Below are 26,171 nucleotides of genomic sequence, written 5' to 3'. Positions count from 1 at the left end.
CACTCACCCGGATCGGCGATTTAGCACCAAAGCGTGACCGCCAAGTCAACCACAACAGGTCGATTCGCGACTTTCGTCTAAGGCCGCCTCCTGCGCTACAGGATAATGACAATCCTATAAATCCAAAATGACCGTTTTATGAATCTGTAAGATTTTTACGGAATAACTTTGGAACCTTTACTGCCAAAAGTTGTATCGACGACGTCAATCATACCTTTAGGTTATTTGCAAACGTTTGCCGGTGGACAGACCGACGGCCCGCAAGCGGAACCGAAAAAGGCTAGCAGCCCCCTGCGATTACGCCAGCCGGGTGGTCCTGCCCTGTAGGAGCCAGCCTTGCTGGCGAAGCAGGCACCGCGATGTTCGCCGCAAAACCAGCGCTGGCGCTGTTCGCCGGCAAGTCCGACACCGACTAAGCTAATGCAAAAAAGTTATTTATTTTCATTTTCTTAGATCACTTAGGCTTCTCGCCATCCATTCCCCCGAATGCCTGACGAGAGGTTCACCATGATCCCGCACGCTCCGCTGCGCCTGTTCGCCGCCCTGACCCTCGCCAGTGCCAGTTGGCTGGCCCAGGCCGCCGACCTGACCGTGGCCTACCAGACCACCGTCGACCCGGCCAAGGTCGCCCAGGTCGACGGCGCCTATGAAAAAGCCAGCCAGGCCAGCATCGACTGGCGCAAATTCGACAACGGCGCCGATGTGATCACCGCCGTGGCCAGCGGCGACGTGCAGATCGGTTACCTCGGCTCCAGCCCGCTGGCCGCCGCCGCCACCCGCAAGCTGCCGGTGGAAACCTTCCTGATCGCCACCCAGATCGGCGCCGGCGAGGCGCTGGTAGCCCGCGACAGCATCAAGACCCCGCAGGACCTGGTCGGCAAGAAGATCGCCGTGCCGTTCGTATCCACCGGCCACTACAGCCTGCTGGCCGCACTGAAGAACTGGAACATCGACCCGGCCAAGGTGCAGATCCTCAACCTGGCGCCACCGGCGATCATCGCCGCCTGGAAGCGCGGCGACATCGACGCCACCTACGTCTGGGACCCGGCCCTGGGCGTGGCCAAGGAAAACGGCAAGGTGCTGATCACCTCGGGCGAACTAGCCACCAAGGGCGCGCCTACCTTCGATGCCTGGATCGTGCGCAAGGACTTCGCCAGCAAGCACCCGGAGATCGTCAAGGCCTTCGCCAAGGTCACCCTCGACGCCTACGCCAACTACCGCAACGACCCGCAAGCCTGGCTGGCCGACCAGGACAACGTCGCCAAGCTGGCCAAGCTGTCCGGGGCCAAGCCCGCTGACATCCCGGTGCTGCTGCAGGGCAACGTCTACCCGCTGGCCGCCGACCAGGCCAGCGCCCTCGGCGCGCCGACCACCCAGGCGCTGCGCGACACCGCGACCTTCCTCAAGCAGCAAGGCAAGGTCGACGCGGTACTGCCGGACTACGCGCCCTACGTCAGCGCCCAGTACCTCCCCAACTGATACCGCACGGAGCCCGTCATGGCCTTGCTCGAACTGGAGCGCATCAGCGCACAGTACCCCGGCGCCAGCACCCCGGTGCTGGCCGACATCAACCTGAGCCTGGGGCCGCGCCAGTTGCTGGTGGCCCTCGGCCCTTCCGGCAGCGGCAAGACCTCGCTGCTCAACCTGATCGCCGGCTTCGTCGCCCCCAGCGGCGGGCGCATCAGCCTCGACGGCGTGCCGGTGCAAGGCCCGGGCGCCGAACGCGGCGTGGTGTTCCAGGACGATGCCCTGCTGCCCTGGCAGGATGTGCTGGGCAATGTCGCCTTTGGCCTGGCCCTGGCCGGCGTGCCGCGCCCACAGCGTGAAGCCAAGGCCCGCGAGATGCTGGCCCTGGTCGACCTGGCCGGCTTCGGCGAGCGGCGCATCTGGCAACTGTCCGGCGGGCAGAAGCAACGCGTGGGCCTGGCCCGGGCACTGGCCGCCGACCCTCGGGTGCTGTTGATGGACGAACCGTTCGGCGCCCTCGACGCCTTTACCCGCGAACAGATGCAAGAGCTGCTGCTACAGGTGTGGCAGCGCACCGCCAAACCGGTGTTCCTGATCACCCATGACATCGAGGAAGCGGTATTCCTCGCCACCGAGCTGGTGCTGTTGGCGCCCAACCCAGGTCGGGTGGTCGAGCGCTTGCAACTGGGCTTCGGCCAGCGCTATGCCGCCGGCGAGTCGGCCCGGGCGATCAAGTCCGATCCACGCTTCATCGAGACCCGCGAGCACGTGCTGGCGCGGGTGTTCTCGCAACGCCAGACGGCACCACAGGAGGCATCCGCATGAGCAGCCTGGACCTGCCGGTCGCCGCCAAGCGCCCGATCAAACCCACCACGGCCAAGCCCCGCCGTCCCTTGCCTACGCGCTGGATCAGCACCCTGACCCTGGTCACCCTGCTGCTGGCCTGGTGGCTGGTGACCGCGGCCGGTTGGGTCGAACCGCTGTTCCTGCCCGCCCCCGCCGATATCCTCGCCAAAGCCTGGACCCTACTGACCCAGGGCTACATGGACGCCAGCCTGTGGCAGCATCTGGGCGCGAGCCTGGGGCGCATCGGCCTGGCGCTGCTGGCCGCCACCCTGACTGCCATCCCGGTGGGCATCGCCATCGGCTACAACCGCGTGGCCCGGGGCATCCTCGACCCGCTGATCGAGTTCTACCGGCCGATCCCGCCCTTGGCTTACTTGCCGCTAATCGTGATCTGGTGCGGCATCGGCGAGCTGTCCAAGGTGCTGTTGATCTACCTGGCGATCTTCGCCCCGATCGCCATCGCCACCGCCACCGGCGTGCGCACCGTCGACCCGGCCAAGCTGCGCGCCGCGCAGTCGCTGGGGGCGAGCAAGGCGCAACTGATCCGCCACGTGATCCTGCCCAGTGCCCTGCCCGACATCCTCACCGGCATCCGCATCGGCCTCGGCGTGGGCTGGTCGACCCTGGTGGCCGCCGAGCTGATCGCCGCCACCAGCGGCCTGGGCTTCATGGTGCAGTCGGCGGCGCAGTTCCTGGTCACCGATGTCGTGGTGCTGGGGATCCTGCTGATCGCCCTGATCGCCTTCGCCCTGGAGATGGGCCTGCGTGCCCTGCAGCGCAGGCTGGTGCCCTGGCACGGCCAGAGCCACTGATGACTGACCACGCCGGCAGCCCGGCGCCTGATTGAAGAGACCGACATGAGCCTGACCATCACCCCCATCAGCCCGGCCCTGGGCGCGCAGATCAGCGGCGTGGACATCAGCCGCGATATCACTGCCGAACAGCGTGACACCATCGAGCAGGCGCTGCTCGAGCACCAGGTGCTGTTCTTGCGCGACCAACCGATCACCCCCGAGCAGCAAGCGCGCTTCGCCGCCCGCTTCGGCGACCTGCACATCCACCCGATCTACCCCAACGTGCCGGAAACGCCCCAGGTGCTGGTGCTCGACACCGCCGTAACCGATGTGCGCGACAACGCCGTGTGGCATACCGACGTCACCTTCCTGCCGACCCCGGCACTGGGCGCGGTGCTCAGCGCCAAGCAGTTGCCGGCCTATGGCGGCGACACCCTGTGGGCCAGCGGCATCGCCGCGTTCGAGGCGCTGTCGGCACCGCTGCGCGAGATGCTGGACGGTTTGACCGCCACCCACGACTTCACCAAGTCGTTCCCGCTGGAGCGCTTCGGCACCACCGCCGAGGACCTGGCGCGCTGGGAAGCGACCCGACGCAACAACCCGCCGCTGTCGCATCCGGTGGTGCGCACCCATCCAGTGAGCGGACGCAAGGCGCTGTTCGTCAACGAAGGGTTCACCACGCGCATCAACGAACTGAGCGATCTGGAAAGCGAGGCGCTGCTCAAGCTGCTGTTCGCCCATGCGACGCGGCCGGAGTTCAGCATTCGCTGGCGCTGGCAGGAAAACGACGTGGCGTTCTGGGACAACCGCGTGACCCAGCATTTCGCGGTGGATGATTACCGGCCCAACCGGCGGGTGATGCATCGGGCGACCATCCTCGGGGATGCGCCGTTCTGACAGGCAGCAGGGAGGCCTTTGGCCTCCTTTCGCGCCACAAGGCCGCTCCTACAGGGGACAGCATTTTCATGTAGGAGCGGCCTTGTGTCGCGAAAGGGCCGCGAAGCGGCCCACAGCGGTCTATCTGACCAGATGCAGGAACTGCATGTGCCGTTCGTACTGGTCGAGGATGTCGTTGATGATCTGCTCCTTGCTGTAGCCGACCAGGTCGTAGTTCTGGCTACCCTCGGACAAATGCACCTCCGCCCGGTAATAGCGGCGGTTCTTCAACTCCTGCGTACCCAGGCCACCCAAGGCGAACGATGGGGTGAAATACCCGCGCATCTGCACCTGGTAGATGAACGGCTGCTCCTCGCCATGGCCGATCTTCAGGCTGACGTTGTCGTGGCTCGGGTCGTCCTGGGTGATCAGCACCAGGCCCTTCTGCTCGAACACCTCACGCACGTCGGCAATGGCCGGGCGCACCACGTCGTCCATGAAGCGATACACCTCATCGCGTGACGGGAAGTGCACCGCCTGGCTCAGGCGCTGGCGCCAGCCGCCACGACCACGCCGGGACTGGGCGAACGGCGCCAGCGAGTGCATCTGCGCGATCTGCCGCTGCGACTCGAGGTAGAAGGCCTTGTGCAGCCCCCACATCATGCACAGCAGGATCAACGAGAACGGCAGCGAAGTGAGCACCACCGCCGACTTCAGCGAATCGATGCTGCCGGCGAACAACAGCCCGCTGGTGACCAGCGCGGTCATCGCACCCCAGAAGATCCGCAGCCAGTTCGGCCCGTCTTCATCCGCACCACCGCCCTTGGCCGACAAGGTCGACAGCACCACGGTGCCGGAGTCGGCCGAGGTGACGAAGAACACGAAGCTGATGAACACCGTCACGGCGATCACCGTCTTGCTCCACGGATAGGTCTCCAGCAGCAGGTACAGGCTCATCGACGGGTTGTCGAGGGCCGACTGGCCTAGGGCGGTCATGCCGTGGTTGATCACCTGGTCCAAGGCGCTGTTGCCGAAGATCGACATCCACGCCAGGGTGAAGCCCAGCGGGATCAGCAGCACGCCGAAGACGAACTCGCGGATGGTGCGCCCGCGCGAGATGCGCGCGATGAACAGCCCCACGAAGGGCGCCCAGGCAATCCACCAGGCCCAGTAGAACACCGTCCAGCCGCCCAGCCAGTCACGCTGCTCGCCGTAGGCGTAGACGTCGAAGCTCTTGCGCGGCAAGGCGCCGAGGTAGTCGCCAAGGTTCTGGATGAGCGTGTTGAACAGGTGTTGGGTGGGCCCGGCGAACAGCACGAACAGCAGCAAGGCGCAGGCCAGGAACAGGTTGATGTCGCTCATCACCCGCACGCCCTTCTCCACCCCGGCGACCGCCACGGCCACCGCCGCGCCCATCATCAGGGTGATGAGGATCACCTGGATCCACTGGCTGTGGCTGATGCCGAACAGGTAGTCGAGACCGGCGTTCAGGTGCAGCACACCGAAGCCCATGTCGGCGCCCAGGCCGAACACCGTGGCGATGATGCCGAAGCCGTCCACCGCGTAGCCGATCGGGCCGTTGATGCGCTTGCCGATCAGCGGGTACAGCGCCGAGCGCAGAGCCAACGGCAGGTTGTGGCGGTAAGCGAAGTAGGCCAGCGCCATGCCGACGAAGGCGAACACGCCCCAGCCATGCAGGCCCCAGTGCAGGAACAGGATCTGCATCGCCTGGCGCCCGGCCTCGGCCGTGCCCGCCTCGCCCTGGGGCGGCTGCAGCATGTGCGTCAGGGGCTCGGAGACGCAGAAGAAGAACAGCGTGATACTGATGCCGGCGGCGAACAGCATGCCGGCCCAGGACAGGTAGCTGAACTCGGGTTCGTCGTGGTCGGCACCGAGCTTGATCTTGCCGTAGCCGGACAGCGCGGTGACCACCACGAAGACCAGGTACAGGGTCATGGCCAGCATGTAGTACCAGCCGACCGTGTTGGCCGCCCAGTTCTGCGCCGCCAGCAACCACTCGCCCGCCGCTTGCGGGTAGGCGATGACCACCAGGCCGAAGATGAGGATGAAACTTGCCGCGAAGTAGAACACGGGGGGGTTCATGCGGATCTTGCCGTTGGCAAGGTCGGGGGTCGGTGCACTCATGAAACGGGCACCTCGTCACGGAGCGTGAGGTTCGGATTGAACGGGTTCAGCAAAGGCAATCCCTCCTGATGAACACCGGCAATGGACCAGCGTTTTTCGTTGAACAAGCGTTCAAGTTAACCATGGATCGGCTTTCAATGCGACCCGATGCCGCTGGGTGGGCCACGATCGAAGCTGCGTCGCAGCCCATCGCCGGCAAGCCGAATCCTACGCTCTAGACGGTTTGCGCTACAGAGTAGGAGCCTGCTTGCCGGCGAACAAATCAGAAAAGCCAACAGCAATTCGTGATCAGTTCTTGTCCTGGCAATCGAGCTGCAAGTTGGCCTGGGTGATATTGCTGTCGGCCGGCACGCTGCGGGTCAGCCATACGTTGCCGCCGATGGTCGAGCCCTTGCCGATGGTGATGCGCCCCAGGATGGTCGCGCCAGCATAGATCACCACGTCGTCCTCGACGATCGGGTGCCGTGCCAAGCCCTTGTGCAGGGTGCCCGACTCGTCGCTGGGGAAGCGCTTGGCGCCAAGGGTCACGGCCTGGTAGATGCGCACCCGCTCGCCAATGATCGCGGTCTCGCCGATGACCACGCCGGTGCCGTGATCGATGAAGAAGCTCGGGCCGATTTGCGCGCCGGGATGGATGTCGATGCCGGTGGCCGAATGCGCCAGCTCCGAGCTGATCCGCGCCAGCAGCGGCAGGCCGGCGCGATACAGGTGGTGAGCCAGGCGATGGTGGATGATGGCGAGGATGCCCGGGTAGCACAGCAGCACCTCGTCGACGCTGCGCGCCGCCGGGTCACCGTGATAGGCGGCCAGCACATCGGTGTCGAGCAGCACGCGCAGCGCCGGCAAGGCCGCGGCGAAGTCCTGGATCAGGCGCAGGGCATGGCTGTCGACATCGGTGACATCGGTCTTGCCATGGCGCGCGACGTAGCGCAGTTCCAGGCGCGCCTGGGCCAACAGCGCGGTCAGCGCGGCATCGAGGGTGTGGCCGACGTAGAAGTCCTCGCTTTCCTCGCGCAGGTCCACCGGGCCCAGGCGCATCGGGAACAGCGCGCCGCACAACTGCTCGAGGATCTGCCGCAGCGCCTCGCGCGACGGCAACTCGCGCCCGCCCTGCTCGCCGCTGCTGCGGCCATTGCTGCTGCGCCATTGCTCACGGGCGCCGCGCAGGCCACTGACGATGCCCTGCAATTGCCAATGCCCGATTGATGGTTGTTCGCTCACGGTGTTCTCCTGCCCGGCGGCTTTCTCGATATGCATGCGTCCCCTGTAGGAGCGGGTGTGAACACGATACGGCATATCCCCCTCTTGGAAAAAACAACGCTTTATTCCATCCTGCGCTAAGTCGGGCATAAGCAGTGCTGACGGGCCCTCCATTCCTGGCTACCCTCAATGCTGCCGATGCATGCTAAAAGGCAAAATAGGAATAACAAACAGTTTTTTTATTATTTCCCAGCCTATGCAGCCCACCTCTATAGTCGCCACCCACCACTTCCACAACAAGCGCGGGGCCAGCCAATGACCAGATTCACCAAACCCCTTCTCAACGCCAGCCTGGCGCTGCTGCTCGGTACCGGCCTGCTCGGCCAGGCCTTCGCCGGCGAGCAGCTGAAGACCATCCAGGAAAAGGGCGTGATCAACGTCGGCCTGGAAGGCACCTATCCACCGTTCAGCTTCCAGGACGAAAACGGCAAGCTGACCGGCTTCGAGGTTGAGCTGTCCGAGTTGCTTGCCAAGGAGCTGGGGGTCAAGGCCAAGGTCCAGCCGACCAAGTGGGACGGCATCCTCGCCGCATTGGAATCCAAGCGTCTCGACGTGGTGATCAACCAGGTGACCATCTCCGAGGAACGCAAGAAGAAGTACGACTTCTCCGAGCCCTACACCGTTTCCGGCATTCAGGCCCTGGTACTCAAGGGCAGTGACAACGAGAAAAACATCAAGACTGCCGCCGATCTCGGTGGCAAGAAGGTCGGTGTCGGCCTGGGCACCAACTATGAGCAATGGGTGAAACAGGATGTGCCGACAGCCGATGTGCGCACCTACGAAGATGACCCGACCAAGTTCGCCGACCTGCGCAACGGTCGTATCGACGCCATCCTGATCGATCGCCTGGCTGCACTCGAGTACGTCCAGAAAACCGCCAAGGACAAGAAACCGACCGCACTCGCTGGCGAGAAATTCTCCAAGCTGGAATCGGGCGTGGCCTTGCGCAAAGGCGAACCTGAACTGCTCGATGCGCTGAACAAGGCCATCGACAAGCTCAAGGCCGACGGCTCGCTGGCCAAGCTGTCCGAGAAATACTTCGGTGCCGATGTCACCAAATGATCGCTGAAAGCCTGCAACTCGTTGTCGATTCCGCGCCCTTCCTGCTCAAGGGCGCGGGCTATACCGTGGTGCTCAGCGTCGGCGGCATGTTCTTTGGCCTGGTGCTGGGCTTTGCCCTGGCGCTGATGCGCCTGTCAAAGATCCTGCCGCTGGACTGGCTGGCGCGCATCTACGTGTCGTTCTTCCGCGGCACGCCACTGCTGGTGCAGCTGTTCGTGATCTACTTCGGCCTGCCACAAATCGGCATCGAGCTCGACCCGATCCCGGCCTCGCTGATCGGCCTGTCGCTCAACATGGCGGCGTACATCTGCGAAATCCTCCGCGCGGCGATTTCTTCGATCGACCGTGGCCAGTGGGAAGCCGCCGCCAGCATCGGCATGACTCGCACCCAGGCCATGCGCCGGGCGATCCTGCCGCAGGCGCTGCGCACCGCCTTGCCGCCGCTGGGCAACAGCTTCATCTCGCTGGTCAAGGACACCGCCCTGGCGGCGACCATCCAGGTGCCCGAGCTGTTCCGCCAAGCGCAGTTGATCACCGCACGGACCTTCGAAGTCTTCACCATGTACCTGGCTGTCGCCGTGATCTACTGGATTCTCTGTAGCATCCTGGCGCACTTGCAGAACCGCATGGAAGCGCGGGTCAACCAGCACGACCAGGAGCACTGAAGATGATCGTAGTAGAAGGCCTGACCAAGCAGTTCAAGGGCCAGACCGTGCTCAAGGGCATCGACCTGACCGTGCAGCCCGGCGAGGTGGTGGCCATCATCGGCCCCAGCGGCTCGGGCAAGACCACCTTCCTGCGCTGCCTGAACCTGCTGGAGACACCCGATGCCGGGCGGATCCAGATTGGCGAGATCAGCATCGACGCCAACCGTCCGCTGGGAAGCCAGCAAGGGGCGATTCGGCGCCTGCGCCAGCAGGCCGGGTTCGTGTTCCAGAACTTCAACCTGTTCCCCCACCGCACCGCCCTGGAGAACGTCATCGAAGGGCCGGTGATCGTCAAGAAGACCCCACGGGACAAAGCCATCGAGCTGGGCAAGCGCTTGCTGGCCAAAGTCGGCCTGGCGGGCAAGGAAGACGCCTATCCACGGCGCCTGTCCGGCGGTCAGCAGCAGCGGGTGGCCATCGCCCGCGCCCTGGCCATGGAGCCGGAGGTGATCCTGTTCGACGAGCCCACCTCGGCGCTCGACCCCGAGCTGGTGGGTGAAGTGCTGGCGACCATCCGCGGCCTGGCCGAGGAGCAGCGCACGATGATCATCGTCACCCACGAGATGAGCTTCGCCCGCGACGTGGCCAACCGGGTGATCTTCTTCGACAAGGGGGTGATCGTCGAGCAAGGCGAGGCCAAGGCGTTGTTCGCCAACCCGCAGGAAGAACGCACGCGACAGTTCCTGCGCAAGTTCCTCGGCACCGCCGCCGCCCAGGACTGACCGGCAGCCGCGCGGGGCTCAGGCCTCGCGCAGGTTGTGGCACCGGCGAAAGCGCGCTTCCAGGTTGCGATCGGGCATCTGGTGGCTGCGCAGGGCGCTGAGGGTCTGCTCCACATAATCCCGGGTACTGCCATAGCGCCCCTTGGCGCTGGCGAGAATCTGGCTGAACAGGGTATCCGGCAGATTGCCGGCGTAGCACGGCAGGTGCCGCTCCAGCACGAAGCCCAACGCCTGCACCTTGCTACCATCGCCCAGGCGGCAGCTGAGCCAGTGCGGACGATAGGCCGGGTACGGCATTTCGCGCTGCCACAGGGCCATGAGCGAGTCGTCGAGGTTGCTTTCATCCAGGCGGTAGGCGAAACCGCTGCAGGAACCACCGCGGTCCAGGCCGAACACCAGGCCCGGGCACTCTGGGGTGCCACGGTGCTCGTGGGACCATAGGTACAGGCCACGGTGGTAGCCATGCACCCGTGCCCGCTGACGCTCGATCGAGTTGCATTCGGGGCGCCAGATCAACGAACCGTAGGCGAACAGCCAAACTGGGCCGCCCTCATGCTGGGACATGGTGTCCTGCATCGAGCGCTGCAGTTGTTCGGCGGTGAGTTGTTGGCCGAAGTCGAGCGACGGCGGATAGGAGACTTGCCAGGATGAACTTTCAAGTGTCGACATGAGCTGCCGCCATTATTTCCTGTGAACTACCAAAGTGCAGGTATTGCCGTGTCTGTTCGGCGGCTATCGCGGGGGAGCGGGCTTGCCCCGCGATGGGCGTTGCGCCTAACGTAAGGCAGAACGTACTTTGCACTCAACCCCGAAAACAGGATTTCATTAAAGCATCCGCTGAACGGAAACTAATAGTCCGAGTATAGCGAAACTTATTACCCGCACCGGTAACAATCCCCGCCATATAATCAACCGGAAAACGCTTGGTTATTAAACCCGGCACCCCCTCGCGGCGTGCCGAGTTGTTTCAACCCCGCGGCGCGTAAGCGAATACGTCGGCGCGCATGCGATGGGCATCCATACCCGCCTCGACCAGGGCATCGAGGGTGGCATAGACCATGTTCGGCGAGCCGCTGGCATAGACATGCACCTGGTTGAGGTCGGCGATGTCTTCGCACACCGCTTCGTGCAACAGACCGCAACGCCCTTCCCAACCGCACAGGTCGCTGACCACCTTGTGCAGGAACAGGTTCGGCAGGCGCTCCCACTGGTCCCAATGCTCGATCTGGTAGAAGTCCTCGGGCCGGCGCACGCCCCAGTACAGGTGCACCGGGTGCTTGAAGCCCTTGGCCCGGCAGTGCTCGACCAGGCTGTGCATCTGGCCCATGCCAGTGCCGGCGGCGATCAGCACCAACGGGCCATCGGGCAGTTCGGCCAGGTGGGCGTCGCCAAACGGCAGCTCGACCCGGGCGATGCCATCACGCTGCAACTGCTTGATCAACTGCACCGCGCTGCTTTCGCGGGCCAGTACATGCAGCTCCAGGTCGCGCCCGCCATGAGGCGCCGAGGCCAGGGAGAACGCTGCCTTGTCCATGCCCTCGCGCTCGATCATCAGGTATTGCCCGGCGTGGTAGCGGGGCGGCTTGCCGGCCGGCGCGCGCAGACGCACGCGCCAGACGTCGCCACCGACCTCGCGGCACTCGCTCAGGGTACAGGCCAGCTTGCGCACCGGCAGCTCGCCCAGGGCCAGCACACCATCCCACAGCAACACGCAATCCTCCAGCGGCTCGGCGATGCAGGTGAACAGCTCACCGTGATCGCGGACCTGGCCTTCCTGGCGCACACGGCCTTCGACCAGCAGCGCGGCACACACATGGCAGTTACCGTTGCGGCAGCTGCTCGGGCAGTCGTAGCCCAGGCGCCGCGCGGCATCCAGAATCCTTTCACCCGGTTCGACCGCCAGTACCGCCCCGGAAGGCTGCAAGGTTACCTGCATCAATCTATTCCCAACTGGTCCCACAACTCATCGATACGGCGGGTGACGGCCTCGTCCTTGACGATGACCCGACCCCATTCGCGTGTAGTCTCGCCCGGCCACTTGTGGGTGGCATCCAGGCCCATCTTCGACCCCAGCCCCGATACCGGCGACGCGAAGTCGAGGTAGTCGATCGGGGTGTTGTCGATCATCACCGTATCACGCTTGGGGTCCATGCGCGTGGTGATGGCCCAGATCACATCGTTCCAGTCGCGGGCGTTGATATCGTCGTCGGTTACGATAACGAACTTGGTGTACATGAACTGTCGCAGGAACGACCAGACACCGAGCATGACGCGCTTGGCGTGGCCCGGATACTGCTTCTTCATGGTCACCACCGCCATGCGGTACGAACAGCCTTCCGGCGGCAGGTAGAAGTCGGTGATCTCGGGGAACTGCTTCTGCAGGATCGGCACGAATACTTCGTTCAGCGCCACGCCGAGAATCGCCGGCTCATCCGGCGGCCGGCCGGTGTAGGTGCTGTGGTAGATCGGCTTTTGCCGGTGGGTGATGCGTTCGACGGTGAACACCGGGAAGCTGTCCACTTCGTTGTAGTAGCCGGTGTGGTCGCCGTACGGGCCTTCCGGGGCCATCTCGCCGGGATGGATCACGCCTTCGAGGATGATCTCGGCGGTTGCCGGTACCTGCAGGTCGTTGCCACGGCACTTGACCAGTTCGGTGCGGTTGCCACGCAACAGGCCAGCGAAGGCGTACTCGGAAAGCGTGTCCGGGACCGGGGTCACGGCACCGAGGATGGTCGCCGGGTCCGCGCCCAACGCCACAGCTACCGGGAACGGCTGGCCAGGATGCTTCTCGCACCATTCGCGGTAGTCCAGCGCCCCACCGCGGTGGCTCAGCCAGCGCATGATCACCTTGTTGCGGCCAATCACCTGCTGGCGATAGATGCCCAGGTTCTGGCGGTCCTTGTTCGGCCCGCGAGTCACGGTCAGGCCCCAGGTAATCAGCGGCGCAACATCGCCAGGCCAGCAGTGCTGGATCGGCAGCTGGCCGAGGTCAACGTCATCGCCTTCGACCACGATTTCCTGGCATACCGCGTCCTTGACCACCTTCGGTGCCATGGACACGACCTTCTTGAAGATCGGCAGCTTCGACCAGGCGTCCTTCAGGCCCTTCGGCGGCTCGGGCTCCTTGAGAAACGCCAGCAGCTTGCCGATCTCGCGCAGTTCTGCGGTGGACTCGGCGCCCATGCCCATGGCCACGCGCTCGGGGGTGCCGAACAGGTTGCCCAGCACCGGGATGTCGAAGCCGGTGGGCTTTTCGAACAGCAAGGCCGGGCCCTTGGCGCGCAGCGTGCGGTCGCAGACTTCGGTCATTTCCAGTACAGGGGAGATGGGAACCTGGATGCGCTTGAGTTCACCGCGCTGTTCCAGGCCGCGGATGAAGTCGCGCAAGTCGCGATACTGCATGCAAGGGCCTCGTGTTGGGCGTATCGGTCGGGGTGCAGAGTGTAGCGCCGTTCACGCCTTGTTTGGGGGCAAAAATGAACTGGGGCCGCTTCGCGCCCCATCGCCGGCAAGCCGGCTCCTACAAGGTTCGTGTAGGAGCCGGCTTGCCGGCGATGGGCTGCAAAGCAGCCCCATTCAATGCCTGGTCGGGAAGCTTACTTGCGCTTCATCGACAGGAAGAACTCATCGTTGGTCTTGGTCTGCTTGAGCTTGTCGACCAGGAACTCGATGGCGGCGATCTCGTCCATCGGGTGCAGCAGCTTGCGCAGGATCCACATGCGCTGCAGTTCGTCGTCGGCGGTCAGCAACTCTTCGCGACGGGTACCGGACTTGTTGATGTTGATGGCCGGGAACACACGCTTCTCGGCGATGCGGCGGTCCAGCGGCAGCTCCATGTTGCCGGTGCCCTTGAACTCTTCGTAGATCACTTCGTCCATCTTCGAGCCAGTTTCGACCAGCGCGGTGGCGATGATGGTCAGCGAACCGCCTTCCTCGATGTTACGAGCGGCGCCGAAGAAGCGCTTGGGCTTTTCCAGGGCGTGGGCGTCGACACCACCGGTCAGCACCTTGCCGGAGCTCGGGATCACGGTGTTGTAGGCACGGGCCAGACGGGTGATGGAGTCGAGCAGGATGACCACGTCCTTCTTGTGTTCGACCAGACGCTTGGCCTTCTCGATGACCATCTCGGCGACCTGTACGTGGCGGGTCGGCGGCTCGTCGAAGGTCGAGGCGACCACTTCGCCGCGCACGGTGCGCTGCATCTCGGTCACTTCTTCCGGGCGCTCGTCGATCAGCAGGACGATCAGGTGGCACTCGGGGTTGTTACGGGTGATGTTGGCCGCGATGTTCTGCAGCATGATGGTCTTGCCGGCCTTGGGCGGCGCGACGATCAGGCCACGCTGGCCCTTGCCGATGGGGGCACACAGGTCGATGACACGACCGGTGAGGTCCTCGGTGGAGCCGTTGCCCGCTTCCATCTTCAGGCGCTTATTGGGGAACAGCGGCGTCAGGTTTTCGAACAGAATCTTGTTCTTGGCGTTTTCCGGACGGTCGAAGTTGATGGTGTCGACCTTCAGCAGCGCGAAGTAACGCTCGCCTTCTTTCGGTGGGCGGATCTTGCCGACGATGGTGTCGCCGGTGCGCAGGTTGAAACGGCGGATCTGGCTGGGCGAAACGTAGATGTCGTCAGGGCCGGCCAGGTAAGAGGCATCCGCCGAGCGCAGGAAACCGAAACCATCCTGGAGAATCTCCAGCACGCCGTCACCCGAGATCTCTTCGCCGCTTTTCGCGTGCTTTTTCAGCAGGGCGAAAATCACGTCCTGTTTGCGCGAACGGGCCATGTTTTCGATGCCCATCTGTTCGGCCATTTCCAAAAGATCGGTAATCGGCTTTTGCTTGAGTTCTGTCAGGTTCATAAGGGGAGTGACGTAATCATGTAAGGAAGGGAAAAATTAAGCATGTGGCTTAATGAGGCCGCGCCGCTAGATGGCGACAGGATCGCGTACTGATTCGAATTAGGGATGCTTCGGCGACGGCGTGCAGAGGGCACTGGAAAAGCAGTGCGAGGCCGAATGTAACACTTGCTTTTTTCGACGTCTAGTGGTTTTGCCCATTGATTTCCGGGGCTATCCGCCTGGATAGGCCAGAGCCCGCGGCACGCCGCACAACAGGGAATTTGCCTACGACAGGTAAAGAAAAGCCCCGCTTTTGCGGGGCTTGTTCACATCACAGGCTGGCGTCGAGGAACGCCTTGAGCTGCGATTTGGACAGCGCGCCGACCTTGGTCGCCTCAACGTTGCCGTTCTTGAACAGCATCAGCGTCGGGATACCGCGTACGCCGTGCTTGGCCGGGGTTTCCTGGTTTTCGTCGATGTTCAGCTTGGCGATGGTCACCTTGCCTTGATACTCAGAGGCGATGTCGTCCAGAACCGGCGCGATCATCTTGCATGGGCCGCACCATTCAGCCCAGTAGTCGACCAGCACCGCGCCTTCAGCCTTGAGTACGTCGGCTTCGAAGCTGGCGTCGGTGACGTGTTTGATAAGATCGCTGCTCATGGATATCTCCAGGTCGTAAGCAAAAAAACGTTGCCCATCATAGCTGCACCCTCGTCCTACAGGAAGCCACAGACGATTGAGTGTATCTATAGTTGTGCAAGACGCCACGAATCGAAACCGTCATGTCACGGTCATAACATCGCTATGACATTGCCATGCATCAAGCCTTGCAGTGCCGCGCGTTGGCGTATGCCCATGATCGTGGCACGATTGCCGGGTTAACGACCGAGAACTTGCAGATCATGCCGCAAACCACCGCGAAGAACCTGTCCCTGATCGCCGCCATCGACCTTGGCTCCAACAGTTTCCACATGGTCGTGGCCAAGGCCCATCACACGGAAATCCGCATTCTCGAGAGGCTCGGGGAAAAAGTGCAGCTGGCCGCCGGCATCGACGACGAACGCCGGCTCAGCGAAGAAGCCATGCTGCGCGGGCTCGAATGCCTCAAGCGCTTCGCCCAGCTGATCAACGGCATGCCGGCCGGCTCAGTGCGTATCGTCGGCACCAACGCCCTGCGTGAAGCGCGCAACCGCAACGAGTTCATCCAGCGCGCCGAAGCCATTCTCGGCCACCCGGTGGAGGTCATCTCCGGCCGCGAAGAGGCGCGCCTGATCTACCTGGGGGTCTCGCACACCTTGGCCGACACCCCCGGCAAGCGCCTGGTCGCCGATATCGGCGGCGGCAGCACCGAGTTCATCATTGGCCAGCGTTTCGAACCGTTGCTGCGCGAAAGCCTGCAAATGGGCTGCGTGAGCTTCACCCAGCGTTACTTCCGCGACGGCAAGATCACCCCGGCGCGTTATGCCCAAGCCTACACCGCCGCGCGCCTGGAGCTGATGAGCATTGAAAATGCCCTGCACCGCCTGACCTGGGACGAGGCCATCGGCTCGTCCGGGACCATCCGCGCCATCGCCGCGGCGATCAAGGCCATGGGCCAAGGCAGCGGCGAGGTCAACGCCGAGGGCCTGGCAGCGGTAAAGCGCAAGCTGTTCAAACTCGGCGAGACCGACAAGATCGACTTCGAAGGGGTCAAGCCCGACCGCCGCACCATCTTCCCTGCAGGCCTGGCGATCCTCGAAGCGATCTTCGATGCCCTGGAGCTGGCGCGCATGGACCACTGTGACGGCGCCCTGCGCGAGGGCGTGCTGTTCGACCTGCTGGGCCGCCACCACCATGAAGACGTGCGCGAACGTACCCTGAATTCGCTGATGGAGCGTTACCACGTCGACCAGGGCCAGGCGGCTCGGGTCGAGCGCAAGGCGCTGCATGCCTTCGACCAGGTGGCCAAGGCCTGGGACCTGGAGGAGGGAAACTGGCGCGATCTACTAGGTTGGGCGGCGAAAATTCACGAAGTCGGGCTGGATATCGCCCATTACCATTACCACAAGCACGGCGCCTACCTGATCGAGCACTCCGACCTGTCCGGCTTCTCCCGCGAGGACCAGCAGATGATGGCCTTGCTGGTGCGCGGCCACCGCCGCAACATCCCCAAGGACAAGTTCGCCGAGTTCGGCGACGAAGGCATCAAGCTGATCCGCCTATGCGTGCTGCTGCGCTTCGCCATCCTGTTCCACCATATCCGCGGTACCCAGCAGATGCCCAAGGTGGTGTTGCAGGCCGGCGACAACAGCCTGGACGTGGTCTTCCCCGAGGGCTGGCTGGAGCAGCACCCGCTGACCCAGGCCGACTTCGCCAACGAGGCGGAATGGCTGACGCGGGTCAACTTCGTGCTTAGCGTGCACTGAAGGGCCCATGGGGCCGCTACGCGCCCCTTTCGCGACACAAGGCCGCTCCTACAGCCGATCGCGATTCCCTGTAGGAGCGGCCTTGTGTCGCGAAAGGGCCGCAAAGCGGCCCCAGCAATCCATCTAGCGTACGTTCAACACCGGGTTGCTCAGCCGCTCCAGCAGCGTCGCCTGGGCGCTGCGCGGGTTCTGGTTGCCGGTCGGGGTGCTGCGCACATAGCGCCCGTCCGGCTGCAAGGTCCAGGCCTGGGTGTTGTCGGTGAGATAACCCTCCAGCTCCTTCTTCACCCGCAGCAGCAACTTCTTGCCCTCCACCGGGAAGCAGGTCTCCACGCGCTTGTCGAGGTTGCGCTCCATCCAGTCGGCACTGGACAGGTAGATCTGCTCCTCGCCGCCATTGAGGAAGTAGAACACCCGGGTGTGCTCGAGGAAGCGACCGATGATCGAACGCACGTGGATGTTGTGCGATACCCCGGCGATGCCCGGGCGCAGGCAGCACATGCCACGCACCACCAGGTCGATGCGCACGCCCGACTGGCTGGCCTTGTACAGCGCCTTGATGATCTTGGCGTCGGTCAGCGAGTTGAACTTGGCGATGATGTGCGCAGGTTTCCCCTCCAGGGCGAACTGGGTCTCCCGGGCGATCATGTCGAGCATGCCCTTCTTCAGGGTGAAGGGGGCGTGCAGCAGCTTCTTCATGCGCAGGGTCTTGCCCATGCCGATCAGCTGGCTGAACAACTTGCCGACGTCCTCGGTGAGGGCGTCGTCGGAAGTCAGCAGGCTGTAGTCGGTGTACAGGCGGGCATTGCCGGCGTGGTAGTTGCCTGTACCCAGGTGCGCGTAACGGACGATTTCGCCCTGCTCGCGGCGCAGGATCAGCATCATCTTGGCGTGGGTCTTGAAACCGACCACACCGTAGATCACCACCGCGCCGGCGGCCTGCAGGCGGCTGGCCATCTGCAGGTTGGACTCTTCGTCGAAGCGCGCGCGCAGTTCGATCACCGCGGTGACCTCCTTGCCGTTACGCGCCGCATCCACCAGGGCGTCGACGATTTCCGAGTTGGCCCCGGAGCGGTACAGGGTCTGGCGCACGGCGAGCACGTGCGGGTCCTTGGCGGCCTGGCGCAGCAGGTCGATCACCGGGGTGAAGGACTCGAACGGGTGCATCAGCAGGATGTCCTGCTTGCCGATGACGCTGAAGATGTTGTCGGCGTTCTGCAGCAGCTTGGGGATCGCCGGGGTGAAAGGCGTGTATTGCAGCTCCGGGTGGCTGTCGAGCCCGGTGATGCTGAACAGGCGAGTGAGGTTGACCGGACCGTTGACCTGGTACAACTCGCTCTCGCTCAGGCTGAACTGCTTGAGCAGGTAGTCCGACAGATGTTTCGGGCAGGTGTCGGCTACCTCCAGACGCACTGCATCGCCGTAGCGACGGGAGAACAATTCGCCGCGCAGGGCCCGGGCGAGGTCGTCGACCTCCTCGGAATCCAGCGCCAGGTCGGCGTTGCGGGTCAGGCGGAACTGATAGCAACCCTTGACCTTCATGCCCTGGAACAAGTCGTCGGCGTGGGCGTGGATCATCGACGACAGGAACACATAGTTGTCGCCGGGGCCGCCGACCTCTTCCGGTACGCGAATCACCCGCGGCAGCAGGCGCGGCGCGGGGATGATCGCCAGGCCCGAGTCGCGGCCGAAGGCGTCGACACCCTCGAGCTCTACGATGAAGTTCAGGCTCTTGTTCACCAGCAGCGGGAACGGGTGGGTCGGGTCGAGGCCGATCGGGGTGATGATCGGCGCGATTTCGTCGCGGAAGAAGCGCCGCACCCAGGTCTTGAGCTTGGGCGTCCAGTAGCGGCGACGGATGAAGCGAATGGCGTGCTTCTCCAGCTCCGGCAGCAGCACGTCGTTGAGGATCGCGTACTGGCGGTCCACCTCCAGGTGCACCAGCTCACTGATCCGCGCCAGCGCCTGGTGCGGCTGCAAGCCGTCGGCGCCGGCCTGTTCGCGGGCGAAGTTGATCTGTTTCTTCAGGCCCGCCACGCGGATCTCGAAGAACTCATCGAGGTTGCTGGAGAAGATCAGCAGGAACTTCAGGCGCTCGAGCAGCGGGTAGGACTCGTCCAGCGCCTGTTCCAGCACACGGATGTTGAACTGCAGCTGCGAGAGCTCACGATGAATGTACAGGCTGCTGTCGTCCAGGCTCGGCACGGCGATCGCCGGAGCTGGCGTCGGTGCGGGCGCGGCGGGCTCTACCACCGGCTCCGGGGCCGCAGGCAGGTCGGGCGGGGTCTGTACCAGCTCTTCGGGCACGGCCTGGGCGTCCTTGATCTCGACAGGGGTTAGCACTTCGTTATTCATCTGACGTTCCTGGAGGGCGTTACTGCCCTCTCATCAATTGAGCGGCACGCACGGCGAAATAGGTCAGGATGCCATCGGCGCCTGCCCGTTTGAAAGCGGTGAGGGATTCGAGGATCACGGCCTCGCTGAGCCAGCCGTTCTGGATCGCCGCCATGTGCATGGCGTACTCGCCGCTGACCTGGTAGACGAAGGTCGGCACCTTGAACTCGGTCTTGACCCGGTGAACGATGTCCAGGTACGGCATGCCCGGCTTGACCATGACCATGTCGGCGCCTTCGGCGAGGTCGGTGGCCACTTCGTGCAAGGCCTCATCGCTGTTGGCCGGGTCCATCTGGTAGGAGGCCTTGTTGGCCTTGCCCAGGTTCAGCGCCGAGCCGACCGCGTCGCGGAACGGGCCGTAGTAGGCGCTGGCGTACTTGGCCGAATAGGCCATGATGCGCACGTTGACGTGGCCGGCCAGTTCCAGGGCTTCGCGGATCGCGCCGAGGCGGCCGTCCATCATGTCCGAGGGGGCCACCACCTGGGCGCCGGCGTCGGCATGGGACAGGGCCTGGCGCACCAGAGCGTCGACGGTGATGTCGTTCTGGACATAGCCCTCTTCATCGAGGATGCCGTCCTGACCGTGGGTGGTGAATGGGTCGAGGGCGACGTCGGTGATCACCCCCAGTTCCGGGAAGCGCGCACGCAGGGCACGAGTAGCGCGCTGGGCGATGCCGTCCGGGTTCCAGGCTTCGGCGCCGTCGAGGGATTTCTTCTCGGTCGGGGTCACCGGGAACAGCGCCAACGCCGGAATACCCAGCTCCACCCAACCCTGCGCGGCCTCCAGCAGCAGGTCGATCGACAGGCGCTCGACGCCCGGCATGGAAGGCACTTCTTCGCGGCGGTTCTCGCCGTCGAGGACGAATACCGGGAGGATCAGGTCATCGACGGTCAGGGTGTTTTCGCGAACCAGACGACGGGAAAATTCGTCCCGGCGGTTGCGACGCAGACGGGTAGCAGGAAACAGACGATTGGCGGGGGTAAAGCTCACGGCAGACTCCTGAGCCCGCGCAGGCGGGCTAGCGCGACAGTTATAAGCGGCCATTATGACGCCTGTGTTACGCCCTGAGGCAACCCTGCGACTTGTGGCCGCAGTCATTGTCCTTGTAGGAAATGTTCACGTCGAGACACATTTGGACACTTTCCCCAACGCGCCCGAAGGGGTAGGCTGCGCGTTCATTTCGCCAGCACGCCAGAAAATGCTTCAACAATTCCTGAACGATTTCGGCTACTTTGCCCTTTTTCTCGGCACGTTCTTCGAAGGCGAGACCATCCTGGTGCTCGCTGGATTTCTTGCGTTCCGCGAGTACATGGATATCAAGCTGGTGGTGCTGGTGGCCTTCTGTGGCAGCTACGCCGGCGACCAGCTGTGGTACTTCATGGGCCGCCGCCACGGGCGCAAGATCCTCGCCCGCAAGCCACGCTGGCAGGCCATGGGAGACCGCGCGCTGGAACACATTCGCCGCCACCCGGATATCTGGGTGCTGAGCTTCCGCTTCGTCTATGGCCTGCGCACGGTGATGCCGGTGGCCATTGGCCTGTCCGGCTACCCGCCACGCCGCTACCTGCTGCTCAACGGTATCGGCGCCGCGGTGTGGGCGCTGGCGCTGGGCCTGGCCGCCTACCACTTCGGCGCGATCCTCGAAGGCATGCTGGGCAGCATCAAAAAGTACGAGCTATGGGTGCTCGGCGGCCTGCTGGTGCTGGGCCTGCTGCTGTGGCTGCGCCGGCGTTTTCGCAACAGCCGCGCCGAGCGTCGCGCGGCGGCACAGAGCCAGGCCGCCGAGGCTGAGCAAGCTATAGCCCAGGAGCAACAGCCAGAACAGGGGCGTGACCAGCGCTAAGCCCAACGCGCCGGCCAGGTACAGCGCCGGCGCATTCGACAGCAGCCGCGCCAGCTCCAGCCACCGCGCCCAGGGCCGGTCCTCCAGCGCCGCGCCAAGCACGAACAAGCCGAACGCCATCAGCGTCCAGCCCAGTACCAGGGCCGCGGGTGACAGCCGCTCGGCCGAATCCATCAAGTAACTGCCCAACGCCACATAGACCGCGAACTGCGCGGTCACGTACAGCTGCTGCGCGCCGCCCAGCGGGATGGCGAACTTGCGAAAACCTGCCAGGTCCTGCTTGGCCTGTGGATAAGCCGCCGCCACGTCCGCCGGGCGCCAGCCGGTGGGCATGAACCAGATACGCAGCTTGTCCCACCAGCTGTTGGCACGCCGGGCGTCGTGCCACAGTTGGGCATAGAACTGCAGGTTGGCCCACAAAGGGTTCCAGCTGGCCAGCGGCGTGGTCACGCCGAAGATCACCGGCTCGCGTTCGTCTTCTTCCTGGAAGGTGCCGAACAGCCGATCCCAGATTATGAACACCCCACCGTAATTGCGATCCAAGTACACAGGATTCTGCGCATGGTGGACGCGATGGTTGGACGGCGTGATGAAAATCCATTCAAGCCAGCCCAGCTTGGGCACGTGCCGGGTGTGCACCCAGAACTGGTACAACAGGTTCAGCGAGGCCACGGTGATGAACACCAGCGGCGGCACGCCCAACAGCGCCAGCGGCAGGTAGAAGATCCACGAGAAGATGAAGCCGCTGCTGGTCTGGCGCAGGGCGGTGGTGAGGTTGTATTCCTCGCTCTGGTGGTGCACCGAGTGCGCCGCCCACAACACGTTGCGCTCGTGACCGAGGCGGTGCAGCCAGTAGTAGCACAGGTCGTAGAGCACGAAGGCCAACAACCAGGTCCACCAGGCATCGGCGGGCAGGCGCAGCAGCGCCAGGTGCTCCCAGGCCACGGCATAGGTGACCAGGCCCACCCCTTTGGTCAGCAGCCCGGTGCTGGTGGACAGCGCGCCGGTGCTCAGGCTGTTGATCGAGTCGGCGAGCTGGTAGTTACTGCGCCCGCGCATGCGGTCGGCGAGCAGCTCCACCGCGATCAGCACGAAGAAGAACGGCACGGCCAGCAGAATCAGGTCCATGAACGGCCACCTCCAAGGTTATCCAGGAAGATTAGGCCCGACGCAGGGCAAATCCCATGGATACATCTGCCAAACTAGAGGACATTTAGCGCCTCGACACTGGAGTATTGAGCATGACGAAAAAAGTTGCGGTGATTCTGTCCGGTTGCGGCGTATACGACGGCGCCGAAATCCACGAAAGCGTGATCACCCTGCTGCGCCTGGATCAGCGCGGCGCCCAGGTGCAGTGCTTCGCGCCGAACATCGCGCAGATGCATGTGATCGACCACCTCACCGGTGAAGAGATGCCCGAGGCGCGCAACGTGCTGGTGGAGTCGGCGCGCATTGCCCGTGGCGAGGTGAAGGACATTCGCGAAGCCAAGGCCGAGGACTTCGACGCGCTGATCGTGCCCGGCGGTTTCGGCGCGGCGAAGAACCTGTCGAACTTTGCCGTCGAAGGCGACAAGTGCAGCGTGCATCCGGATGTGCTGGCCCTGGCCGAAGCCTTCGCCGATGCCTGCAAACCGGTCGGCCTGATCTGCATCTCGCCTGCGCTGGCGGCGAAGATCTACGGGCCAGGCGTGGTCTGCACCATCGGCAAGGACGCCAGCACCGCGGCGGCCGTGGTGAAGATGGGCGGCACCCATGAAGAATGCGATGTGCATGACATCGTCGAGGATGTGCAGCGCAAGCTGGTGACGACCCCGGCTTACATGGAGGCGAAGTCGATCAGCGAAGCCGCCAGCGGCATCTACAAGCTGGTGGACCGGGTGCTGGAGTTGACCCACGAGAACGACTGATAAACGCTGGTGTAAGGGCAACTGTCTTGTGCTGCCCGTACCGGCCTCATCGCCGGCAAGCCGGCTCCTACAAGTAAAGCGCAGGCCCATGGCTGCTACGGTCCCTGTAGGAGCGGCCTTGTGTCGCGATGGGCTGCGCAGCAGGCCCGGGGCAGCTAGAGCTTGGACAGCCGGGTCAGGATCCGATCCAGCGCATTGGCGAACGCCTGTTTTTCACGCTCGCCATAAGGCGCCTGCCCGCCTCCGACCTGGCCCTGCTCGCGCAGCTCGGTGAACAGGTTGCGCACCGCCAGGCGCTCGCCCATGTTGCGCTCGTCGAACTCGCGGCCACGCGGGTCCAGCGCGGCCACGCCCTTCTTGATCAAGCGATCGGCCAACGGCACATCGCTGCAGATCACCAACTCGCCAGGCTCGGCGTTTTCCACCAGGTAGTCGTCGGCCGCGTCCATGCCGCTGGGCACCACGATCAGCCGCACGCAGGCGAAAGCCGGCTTGATCTGCGGCTGGCCGGCGACCATCACCACCTCCAGCTTGCGCTTGAGGGCGAACTTGACGATCTGGTCCTTGGCCGCCTTGGGGCAGGCGTCGGCATCGATCCATACACGCATGGGATTAATCCTGTACTTCGGGCAGTGACGGCGTGGGAGCGGGCTTGCCCCGCGATAGCGCCTGAACAGGCGGACATTATGCCAGCCTCATCGCAGGGCGGGGGCGACGGCGAACCGCCCCTTCCCCCTGCACGGACTCAGTTGGCCGCCGCCCGGCGCTTCTCGGCCAAGCGGCTGCGTCCATAGAGAAACACGATAGCCAGCAACGCCACCGCCTGCGCGCTCAGTGAGTAGAGATCGGCGTGGATCCCCAGCCAGTCGAACTCGAAGAACGCCACCGGCCGCGTACCCAGCACGCCGGCCTCTTGCAGCGCTTTCACGCCATGCCCGGCGAACACCACCGACAACGCGCAGAGCAAAGCTGCGTTGATGCTGAAGAACAGCGACAACGGCAACTTGGCCGAGCCGCGCAGGATCACCCATGCCAGGCCCACCAGCAGCACCAGTGCCGTGGCGCCACCGGCCAGCACCGCCTGGTGCCCGGCGGGCCCTGCCTGCAGCCACAGGGTCTCGTAGAACAGGATCACCTCGAACAGCTCGCGGTACACCGAGAAGAACGCCAGCACGGCAAAGCCGAAACGCCCGCCGCCGCTGACCAGGCTGCTCTTGATGTAGTCCTGCCAGGCCGCGGCGTGGCGGCGGTCGTGCATCCACACGCCGAGCCACAGCACCATCACCGCGGCAAACAGGGCCGTGCATCCTTCGAGCAACTCACGCTGCGCGCCACCGACATCGATCACGTAGGCCGCCAGGGCCCAGGTAGCGAAGCCGGCGACCAGCGCCAGGCCCCAGCCGATGTTGACGCTGCGCACCGCCGACTGCTGGCCGGTGTTGCGCAAGAAGGCGAGGATCGCCGCCAGCACCAGGATCGCCTCCAGACCCTCGCGCAGCAGGATCAGCAGGCCGGAGATGTAGCTCAACGACCAGCTAAGGCCATCGCTGCCCAGCAGCTTCGAGGCCTGTTCGAGCTTGACCTTGGCTTCGGCCAGGCGCTGTTCCGCCTGGGCCACCGGCAGGCCGTCCTGCAGCGACTGACGGTAGGCCATCAGCGACTTCTCGGTGTCCTTGCGGGCCTGGGTGTCGATGTTGTCGAGCGAGCTTTCAACCAGCTCGAAGCCTTCCAGGTAGGCCGCCACCGACAAGTCATAGGCCTGGTCGTGGTCGCCGGCGCGGTAGGCCGCCAGGCTCTTGTCCAGGGTGCTGGCGGTGTACTCGAGCAGTTGTGCCGGACCACGCTTGGCCTGCGGCGGCTGCGCGCGCTGGGCACGGAACGCGGCCACGGCATCGGCGCCTTCGCTGGTGGCGACCTCGGCTGGGGTCTGCCGGGCCAGGTCGGCGAGGTTCCAGGTCTTGTCGCTTTTGGCTGCCTGCGGATCGACGGTGAAGCTGGCGATGTAGGCAGCCACGTCCCAGCGCTGGCGCTCGTCGAGCTGGTCGGCGAACGAGGGCATTTCGGTGCCTTCGATGCCCAGGCCAAGGGTGTTGTACAGGTCGAACAGGCTCAGGTGGTCGAGCCGCTCGACACTGCGCAGGTTGGCCGGCGGCGGCTCAAGGCCGGTACCGGCCGGGCCGTCGCCCAGGCCGCTGTCGCCATGGCAGATCGAGCAGTTCTGCGCGTACAACGTGGCGCCGCGGGCCGGATCCGGGGTGATCACCGGGGCCTGGCTGACCTCGTAGGCCACGGCCAGGCGGGCGCCCAGCTGGCGTGCCTGACGCGCCACCCCGGCGCCATCCTGGCGCTGGTCGATGGCCTGGCGCAGGTCTTTCACGCCCTGCTGCAAGGCGTCCCGCTCGGGGTTGTCCGGCAGGCCCTTGATCAGCTCGGCAAGCACGCCGCTGAACTCCTGCTGCTCGTGGTATTCGCCATCGTCCACCACCTTGCCGTCGCGCACGGTAGGTGGGTAGTCGGCACCGATGTAGTCCAGCAAGTGCAGGGCCTTGGTCGCATCGGCAGGGGCTTCGGCCTGCGCCAGGGCACTGCACAACGCCAACACCGGAGCGAGCACCAGGGCTAGCAGACAAGAACGGGAATTCATGGCCAATCTCGACGTAAACACGAAAGAGAACATTGTTCACTTCCACTCCGCGCCACTCAAGGCTCGGGGGCAGATTTCATGAAAAATCCCGTGACAAATTCACCGAGCGACGCCTTTCCACCGGGCTTTCCGGCTGATGGCAAACCTGCATAAGTTGCGAAGCAATTCGCCATCACCGAGCTACTACTTTGGGTATAATCCCGCGCCGCCGTAATAGCCATTAGCAATCAAGGCGCCTCCATCGAGAGGATCTGGCGATAAA

General features: G+C 64.2%; 21 protein-coding genes and 1 pseudogene. 10 read left to right on the top strand and 12 right to left on the bottom strand.

Annotated elements, in window-relative coordinates; all coding sequences use genetic code 11:
* Positions 1 to 507: 507 nt before the first annotated feature.
* The 4 genes from tauA to tauD are packed head-to-tail and all read left to right on the top strand — an operon-like array spanning position 508 to position 4,004.
* A complete protein-coding gene (tauA, locus tag E3U47_RS17275; RefSeq protein ID WP_134692888.1) occupies positions 508 to 1,479 on the top strand; it encodes a taurine ABC transporter substrate-binding protein in 972 nt (323 codons plus the stop codon).
* 18 nt (positions 1,480 to 1,497) lie between these two features.
* Complete coding sequence (gene tauB, locus E3U47_RS17270) at positions 1,498 to 2,292, top strand: taurine ABC transporter ATP-binding subunit (RefSeq protein WP_134692887.1); 795 nt, start codon at positions 1,498 to 1,500, stop codon at positions 2,290 to 2,292.
* Positions 2,289 to 3,125, top strand: a complete 837-nt coding sequence (gene tauC, locus E3U47_RS17265; protein ID WP_134692886.1) for a taurine ABC transporter permease TauC — start codon at positions 2,289 to 2,291, stop codon at positions 3,123 to 3,125. The genes tauB and tauC overlap by 4 nt, the downstream gene beginning before the upstream one ends.
* Positions 3,126 to 3,170: 45 nt before the next feature.
* Positions 3,171 to 4,004, top strand: a complete 834-nt coding sequence (gene tauD, locus E3U47_RS17260) for a taurine dioxygenase (protein ID WP_134692885.1) — start codon at positions 3,171 to 3,173, stop codon at positions 4,002 to 4,004.
* A 120-nt stretch (positions 4,005 to 4,124) separates the two neighbouring features.
* Here the strand turns inward: tauD and betT are convergent, their stop codons facing one another.
* Both betT and epsC read right to left on the bottom strand, forming a co-directional pair.
* The gene (gene betT, locus E3U47_RS17255; protein ID WP_167659503.1) at positions 4,125 to 6,086 is read right to left on the bottom strand and encodes a choline transporter BetT; all 1,962 of its coding nucleotides are present in this window, start codon (positions 6,084 to 6,086) and stop codon (positions 4,125 to 4,127) included.
* Positions 6,087 to 6,416: 330 nt separating this feature from the next.
* A complete protein-coding gene (gene epsC / locus E3U47_RS17250) occupies positions 6,417 to 7,349 on the bottom strand; it encodes a serine O-acetyltransferase EpsC (protein ID WP_134692925.1) in 933 nt (310 codons plus the stop codon).
* 294 nt (positions 7,350 to 7,643) lie between these two features.
* Here epsC and tcyJ point away from each other — a divergent pair, with 294 nt between their 5' ends.
* Genes tcyJ through tcyN form a run of 3 tightly spaced genes read left to right on the top strand, consistent with a single transcriptional unit; the run spans position 7,644 to position 9,879 of the window.
* Positions 7,644 to 8,450: a cystine ABC transporter substrate-binding protein gene (tcyJ, locus tag E3U47_RS17245; RefSeq protein WP_134692883.1), complete on the top strand. Its 807-nt coding sequence runs from the start codon at positions 7,644 to 7,646 to the stop codon at positions 8,448 to 8,450.
* Positions 8,447 to 9,115, top strand: coding sequence for a cystine ABC transporter permease (gene tcyL, locus E3U47_RS17240; RefSeq protein ID WP_134692882.1), 669 nt, complete (start codon positions 8,447 to 8,449; stop codon positions 9,113 to 9,115). Before tcyJ ends, tcyL begins: the two co-directional genes overlap by 4 nt.
* Before the next feature lie 2 nt (positions 9,116 to 9,117).
* Positions 9,118 to 9,879, top strand: coding sequence for an L-cystine ABC transporter ATP-binding protein TcyN (gene tcyN, locus E3U47_RS17235; protein WP_134692881.1), 762 nt, complete (start codon positions 9,118 to 9,120; stop codon positions 9,877 to 9,879).
* An 18-nt stretch (positions 9,880 to 9,897) separates the two neighbouring features.
* On the opposite strand, the gene E3U47_RS17230 is transcribed toward tcyN, so the two are convergent.
* The 5 genes from E3U47_RS17230 to trxA form a co-directional block, all read right to left on the bottom strand.
* On the bottom strand, positions 9,898 to 10,548 hold the full coding sequence (locus tag E3U47_RS17230; protein WP_134692880.1) for a gamma-glutamylcyclotransferase: 651 nt from the start codon (positions 10,546 to 10,548) through the stop codon (positions 9,898 to 9,900).
* Between the two features lie 298 nt (positions 10,549 to 10,846).
* Positions 10,847 to 11,815, bottom strand: a complete 969-nt coding sequence (locus E3U47_RS17225) for a CDP-6-deoxy-delta-3,4-glucoseen reductase (RefSeq protein WP_134692879.1) — start codon at positions 11,813 to 11,815, stop codon at positions 10,847 to 10,849.
* A complete protein-coding gene (gene ubiD, locus E3U47_RS17220) occupies positions 11,815 to 13,281 on the bottom strand; it encodes a 4-hydroxy-3-polyprenylbenzoate decarboxylase (protein ID WP_134692878.1) in 1,467 nt (488 codons plus the stop codon). The genes E3U47_RS17225 and ubiD overlap by 1 nt, the downstream gene beginning before the upstream one ends.
* A 194-nt stretch (positions 13,282 to 13,475) precedes the next feature.
* The gene (gene rho / locus E3U47_RS17215; protein WP_011536308.1) at positions 13,476 to 14,735 is read right to left on the bottom strand and encodes a transcription termination factor Rho; all 1,260 of its coding nucleotides are present in this window, start codon (positions 14,733 to 14,735) and stop codon (positions 13,476 to 13,478) included.
* A gap of 310 nt (positions 14,736 to 15,045) precedes the next feature.
* Positions 15,046 to 15,375 (bottom strand): thioredoxin TrxA, encoded by a 330-nt coding sequence (trxA, locus tag E3U47_RS17210; RefSeq protein WP_046857535.1) that lies wholly within the window; start codon positions 15,373 to 15,375, stop codon positions 15,046 to 15,048.
* A gap of 242 nt (positions 15,376 to 15,617) precedes the next feature.
* Between trxA and ppx the strand changes: the two genes are divergently transcribed.
* Positions 15,618 to 17,120 carry an exopolyphosphatase gene (gene ppx / locus E3U47_RS17205; RefSeq protein WP_134692924.1) on the top strand — a complete coding sequence of 501 codons (1,503 nt, stop codon included), beginning with the start codon at positions 15,618 to 15,620 and terminating at the stop codon, positions 17,118 to 17,120.
* 123 nt (positions 17,121 to 17,243) lie between these two features.
* Here ppx and ppk1 read toward each other — a convergent pair whose 3' ends face one another.
* Entirely contained in the window at positions 17,244 to 19,475 is a 2,232-nt protein-coding gene (ppk1, locus tag E3U47_RS17200) for a polyphosphate kinase 1 (RefSeq protein WP_134692877.1), read from the bottom strand.
* 19 nt (positions 19,476 to 19,494) lie between these two features.
* Positions 19,495 to 20,505, bottom strand: a complete 1,011-nt coding sequence (gene hemB, locus E3U47_RS17195) for a porphobilinogen synthase (RefSeq protein ID WP_134692876.1) — start codon at positions 20,503 to 20,505, stop codon at positions 19,495 to 19,497.
* 208 nt (positions 20,506 to 20,713) lie between these two features.
* On the opposite strand from hemB, the gene E3U47_RS17190 reads away from it, so the two are divergent.
* Complete coding sequence (locus E3U47_RS17190; RefSeq protein WP_167659502.1) at positions 20,714 to 21,358, top strand: DedA family protein; 645 nt, start codon at positions 20,714 to 20,716, stop codon at positions 21,356 to 21,358.
* Positions 21,359 to 21,859: 501 nt separating this feature from the next.
* Here E3U47_RS17190 and E3U47_RS25260 read toward each other — a convergent pair.
* A pseudogene (locus E3U47_RS25260) lies at positions 21,860 to 22,417 on the bottom strand (sterol desaturase family protein); the annotation flags it as partial.
* 182 nt (positions 22,418 to 22,599) lie between these two features.
* Here E3U47_RS25260 and elbB point away from each other — a divergent pair.
* On the top strand, positions 22,600 to 23,265 hold the full coding sequence (elbB, locus tag E3U47_RS17180; RefSeq protein WP_134692874.1) for an isoprenoid biosynthesis glyoxalase ElbB: 666 nt from the start codon (positions 22,600 to 22,602) through the stop codon (positions 23,263 to 23,265).
* A 155-nt stretch (positions 23,266 to 23,420) separates the two neighbouring features.
* Here elbB and E3U47_RS17175 read toward each other — a convergent pair whose 3' ends face one another.
* Positions 23,421 to 23,873, bottom strand: a complete 453-nt coding sequence (locus E3U47_RS17175) for a YaiI/YqxD family protein (RefSeq protein ID WP_134692873.1) — start codon at positions 23,871 to 23,873, stop codon at positions 23,421 to 23,423.
* 137 nt (positions 23,874 to 24,010) lie between these two features.
* On the bottom strand, positions 24,011 to 25,942 hold the full coding sequence (locus E3U47_RS17170; RefSeq protein ID WP_134692872.1) for a cytochrome c/FTR1 family iron permease: 1,932 nt from the start codon (positions 25,940 to 25,942) through the stop codon (positions 24,011 to 24,013).
* Positions 25,943 to 26,171 lie beyond the last annotated feature (229 nt).

The sequence above is a fragment of the Pseudomonas sp. RIT623 genome (assembly GCF_004519305.1).
Taxonomy (GTDB): Bacteria; Pseudomonadota; Gammaproteobacteria; order Pseudomonadales; family Pseudomonadaceae; genus Aquipseudomonas.
This window is presented reverse-complemented; position numbering and strand designations above follow the sequence as displayed.

Bases quoted from the DNA above. Each gene is read 5' to 3' on its own strand.
- tauA (WP_134692888.1), top strand. From the start codon at position 508: ATGATCCCGCACGCTCCGCTGCGCCTGTTCGCCGCCCTGACCCTCGCC.
- tauB (WP_134692887.1), top strand. From the start codon at position 1,498: ATGGCCTTGCTCGAACTGGAGCGCATCAGCGCACAGTACCCCGGCGCC.
- tauC (WP_134692886.1), top strand. From the start codon at position 2,289: ATGAGCAGCCTGGACCTGCCGGTCGCCGCCAAGCGCCCGATCAAACCC.
- tauD (WP_134692885.1), top strand. From the start codon at position 3,171: ATGAGCCTGACCATCACCCCCATCAGCCCGGCCCTGGGCGCGCAGATC.
- betT (WP_167659503.1), bottom strand. From the start codon at position 6,086: ATGAACCCCCCCGTGTTCTACTTCGCGGCAAGTTTCATCCTCATCTTC.
- tcyJ (WP_134692883.1), top strand. From the start codon at position 7,644: ATGACCAGATTCACCAAACCCCTTCTCAACGCCAGCCTGGCGCTGCTG.
- tcyL (WP_134692882.1), top strand. From the start codon at position 8,447: ATGATCGCTGAAAGCCTGCAACTCGTTGTCGATTCCGCGCCCTTCCTG.
- tcyN (WP_134692881.1), top strand. From the start codon at position 9,118: ATGATCGTAGTAGAAGGCCTGACCAAGCAGTTCAAGGGCCAGACCGTG.
- E3U47_RS17230 (WP_134692880.1), bottom strand. From the start codon at position 10,548: ATGTCGACACTTGAAAGTTCATCCTGGCAAGTCTCCTATCCGCCGTCG.
- E3U47_RS17225 (WP_134692879.1), bottom strand. From the start codon at position 11,815: ATGCAGGTAACCTTGCAGCCTTCCGGGGCGGTACTGGCGGTCGAACCG.
- ubiD (WP_134692878.1), bottom strand. From the start codon at position 13,281: ATGCAGTATCGCGACTTGCGCGACTTCATCCGCGGCCTGGAACAGCGC.
- rho (WP_011536308.1), bottom strand. From the start codon at position 14,735: ATGAACCTGACAGAACTCAAGCAAAAGCCGATTACCGATCTTTTGGAA.
- trxA (WP_046857535.1), bottom strand. From the start codon at position 15,375: ATGAGCAGCGATCTTATCAAACACGTCACCGACGCCAGCTTCGAAGCC.
- ppx (WP_134692924.1), top strand. From the start codon at position 15,618: ATGCCGCAAACCACCGCGAAGAACCTGTCCCTGATCGCCGCCATCGAC.
- ppk1 (WP_134692877.1), bottom strand. From the start codon at position 19,475: ATGAATAACGAAGTGCTAACCCCTGTCGAGATCAAGGACGCCCAGGCC.
- E3U47_RS17190 (WP_167659502.1), top strand. From the start codon at position 20,714: ATGCTTCAACAATTCCTGAACGATTTCGGCTACTTTGCCCTTTTTCTC.
- elbB (WP_134692874.1), top strand. From the start codon at position 22,600: ATGACGAAAAAAGTTGCGGTGATTCTGTCCGGTTGCGGCGTATACGAC.
- E3U47_RS17175 (WP_134692873.1), bottom strand. From the start codon at position 23,873: ATGCGTGTATGGATCGATGCCGACGCCTGCCCCAAGGCGGCCAAGGAC.
- E3U47_RS17170 (WP_134692872.1), bottom strand. From the start codon at position 25,942: ATGTTCTCTTTCGTGTTTACGTCGAGATTGGCCATGAATTCCCGTTCT.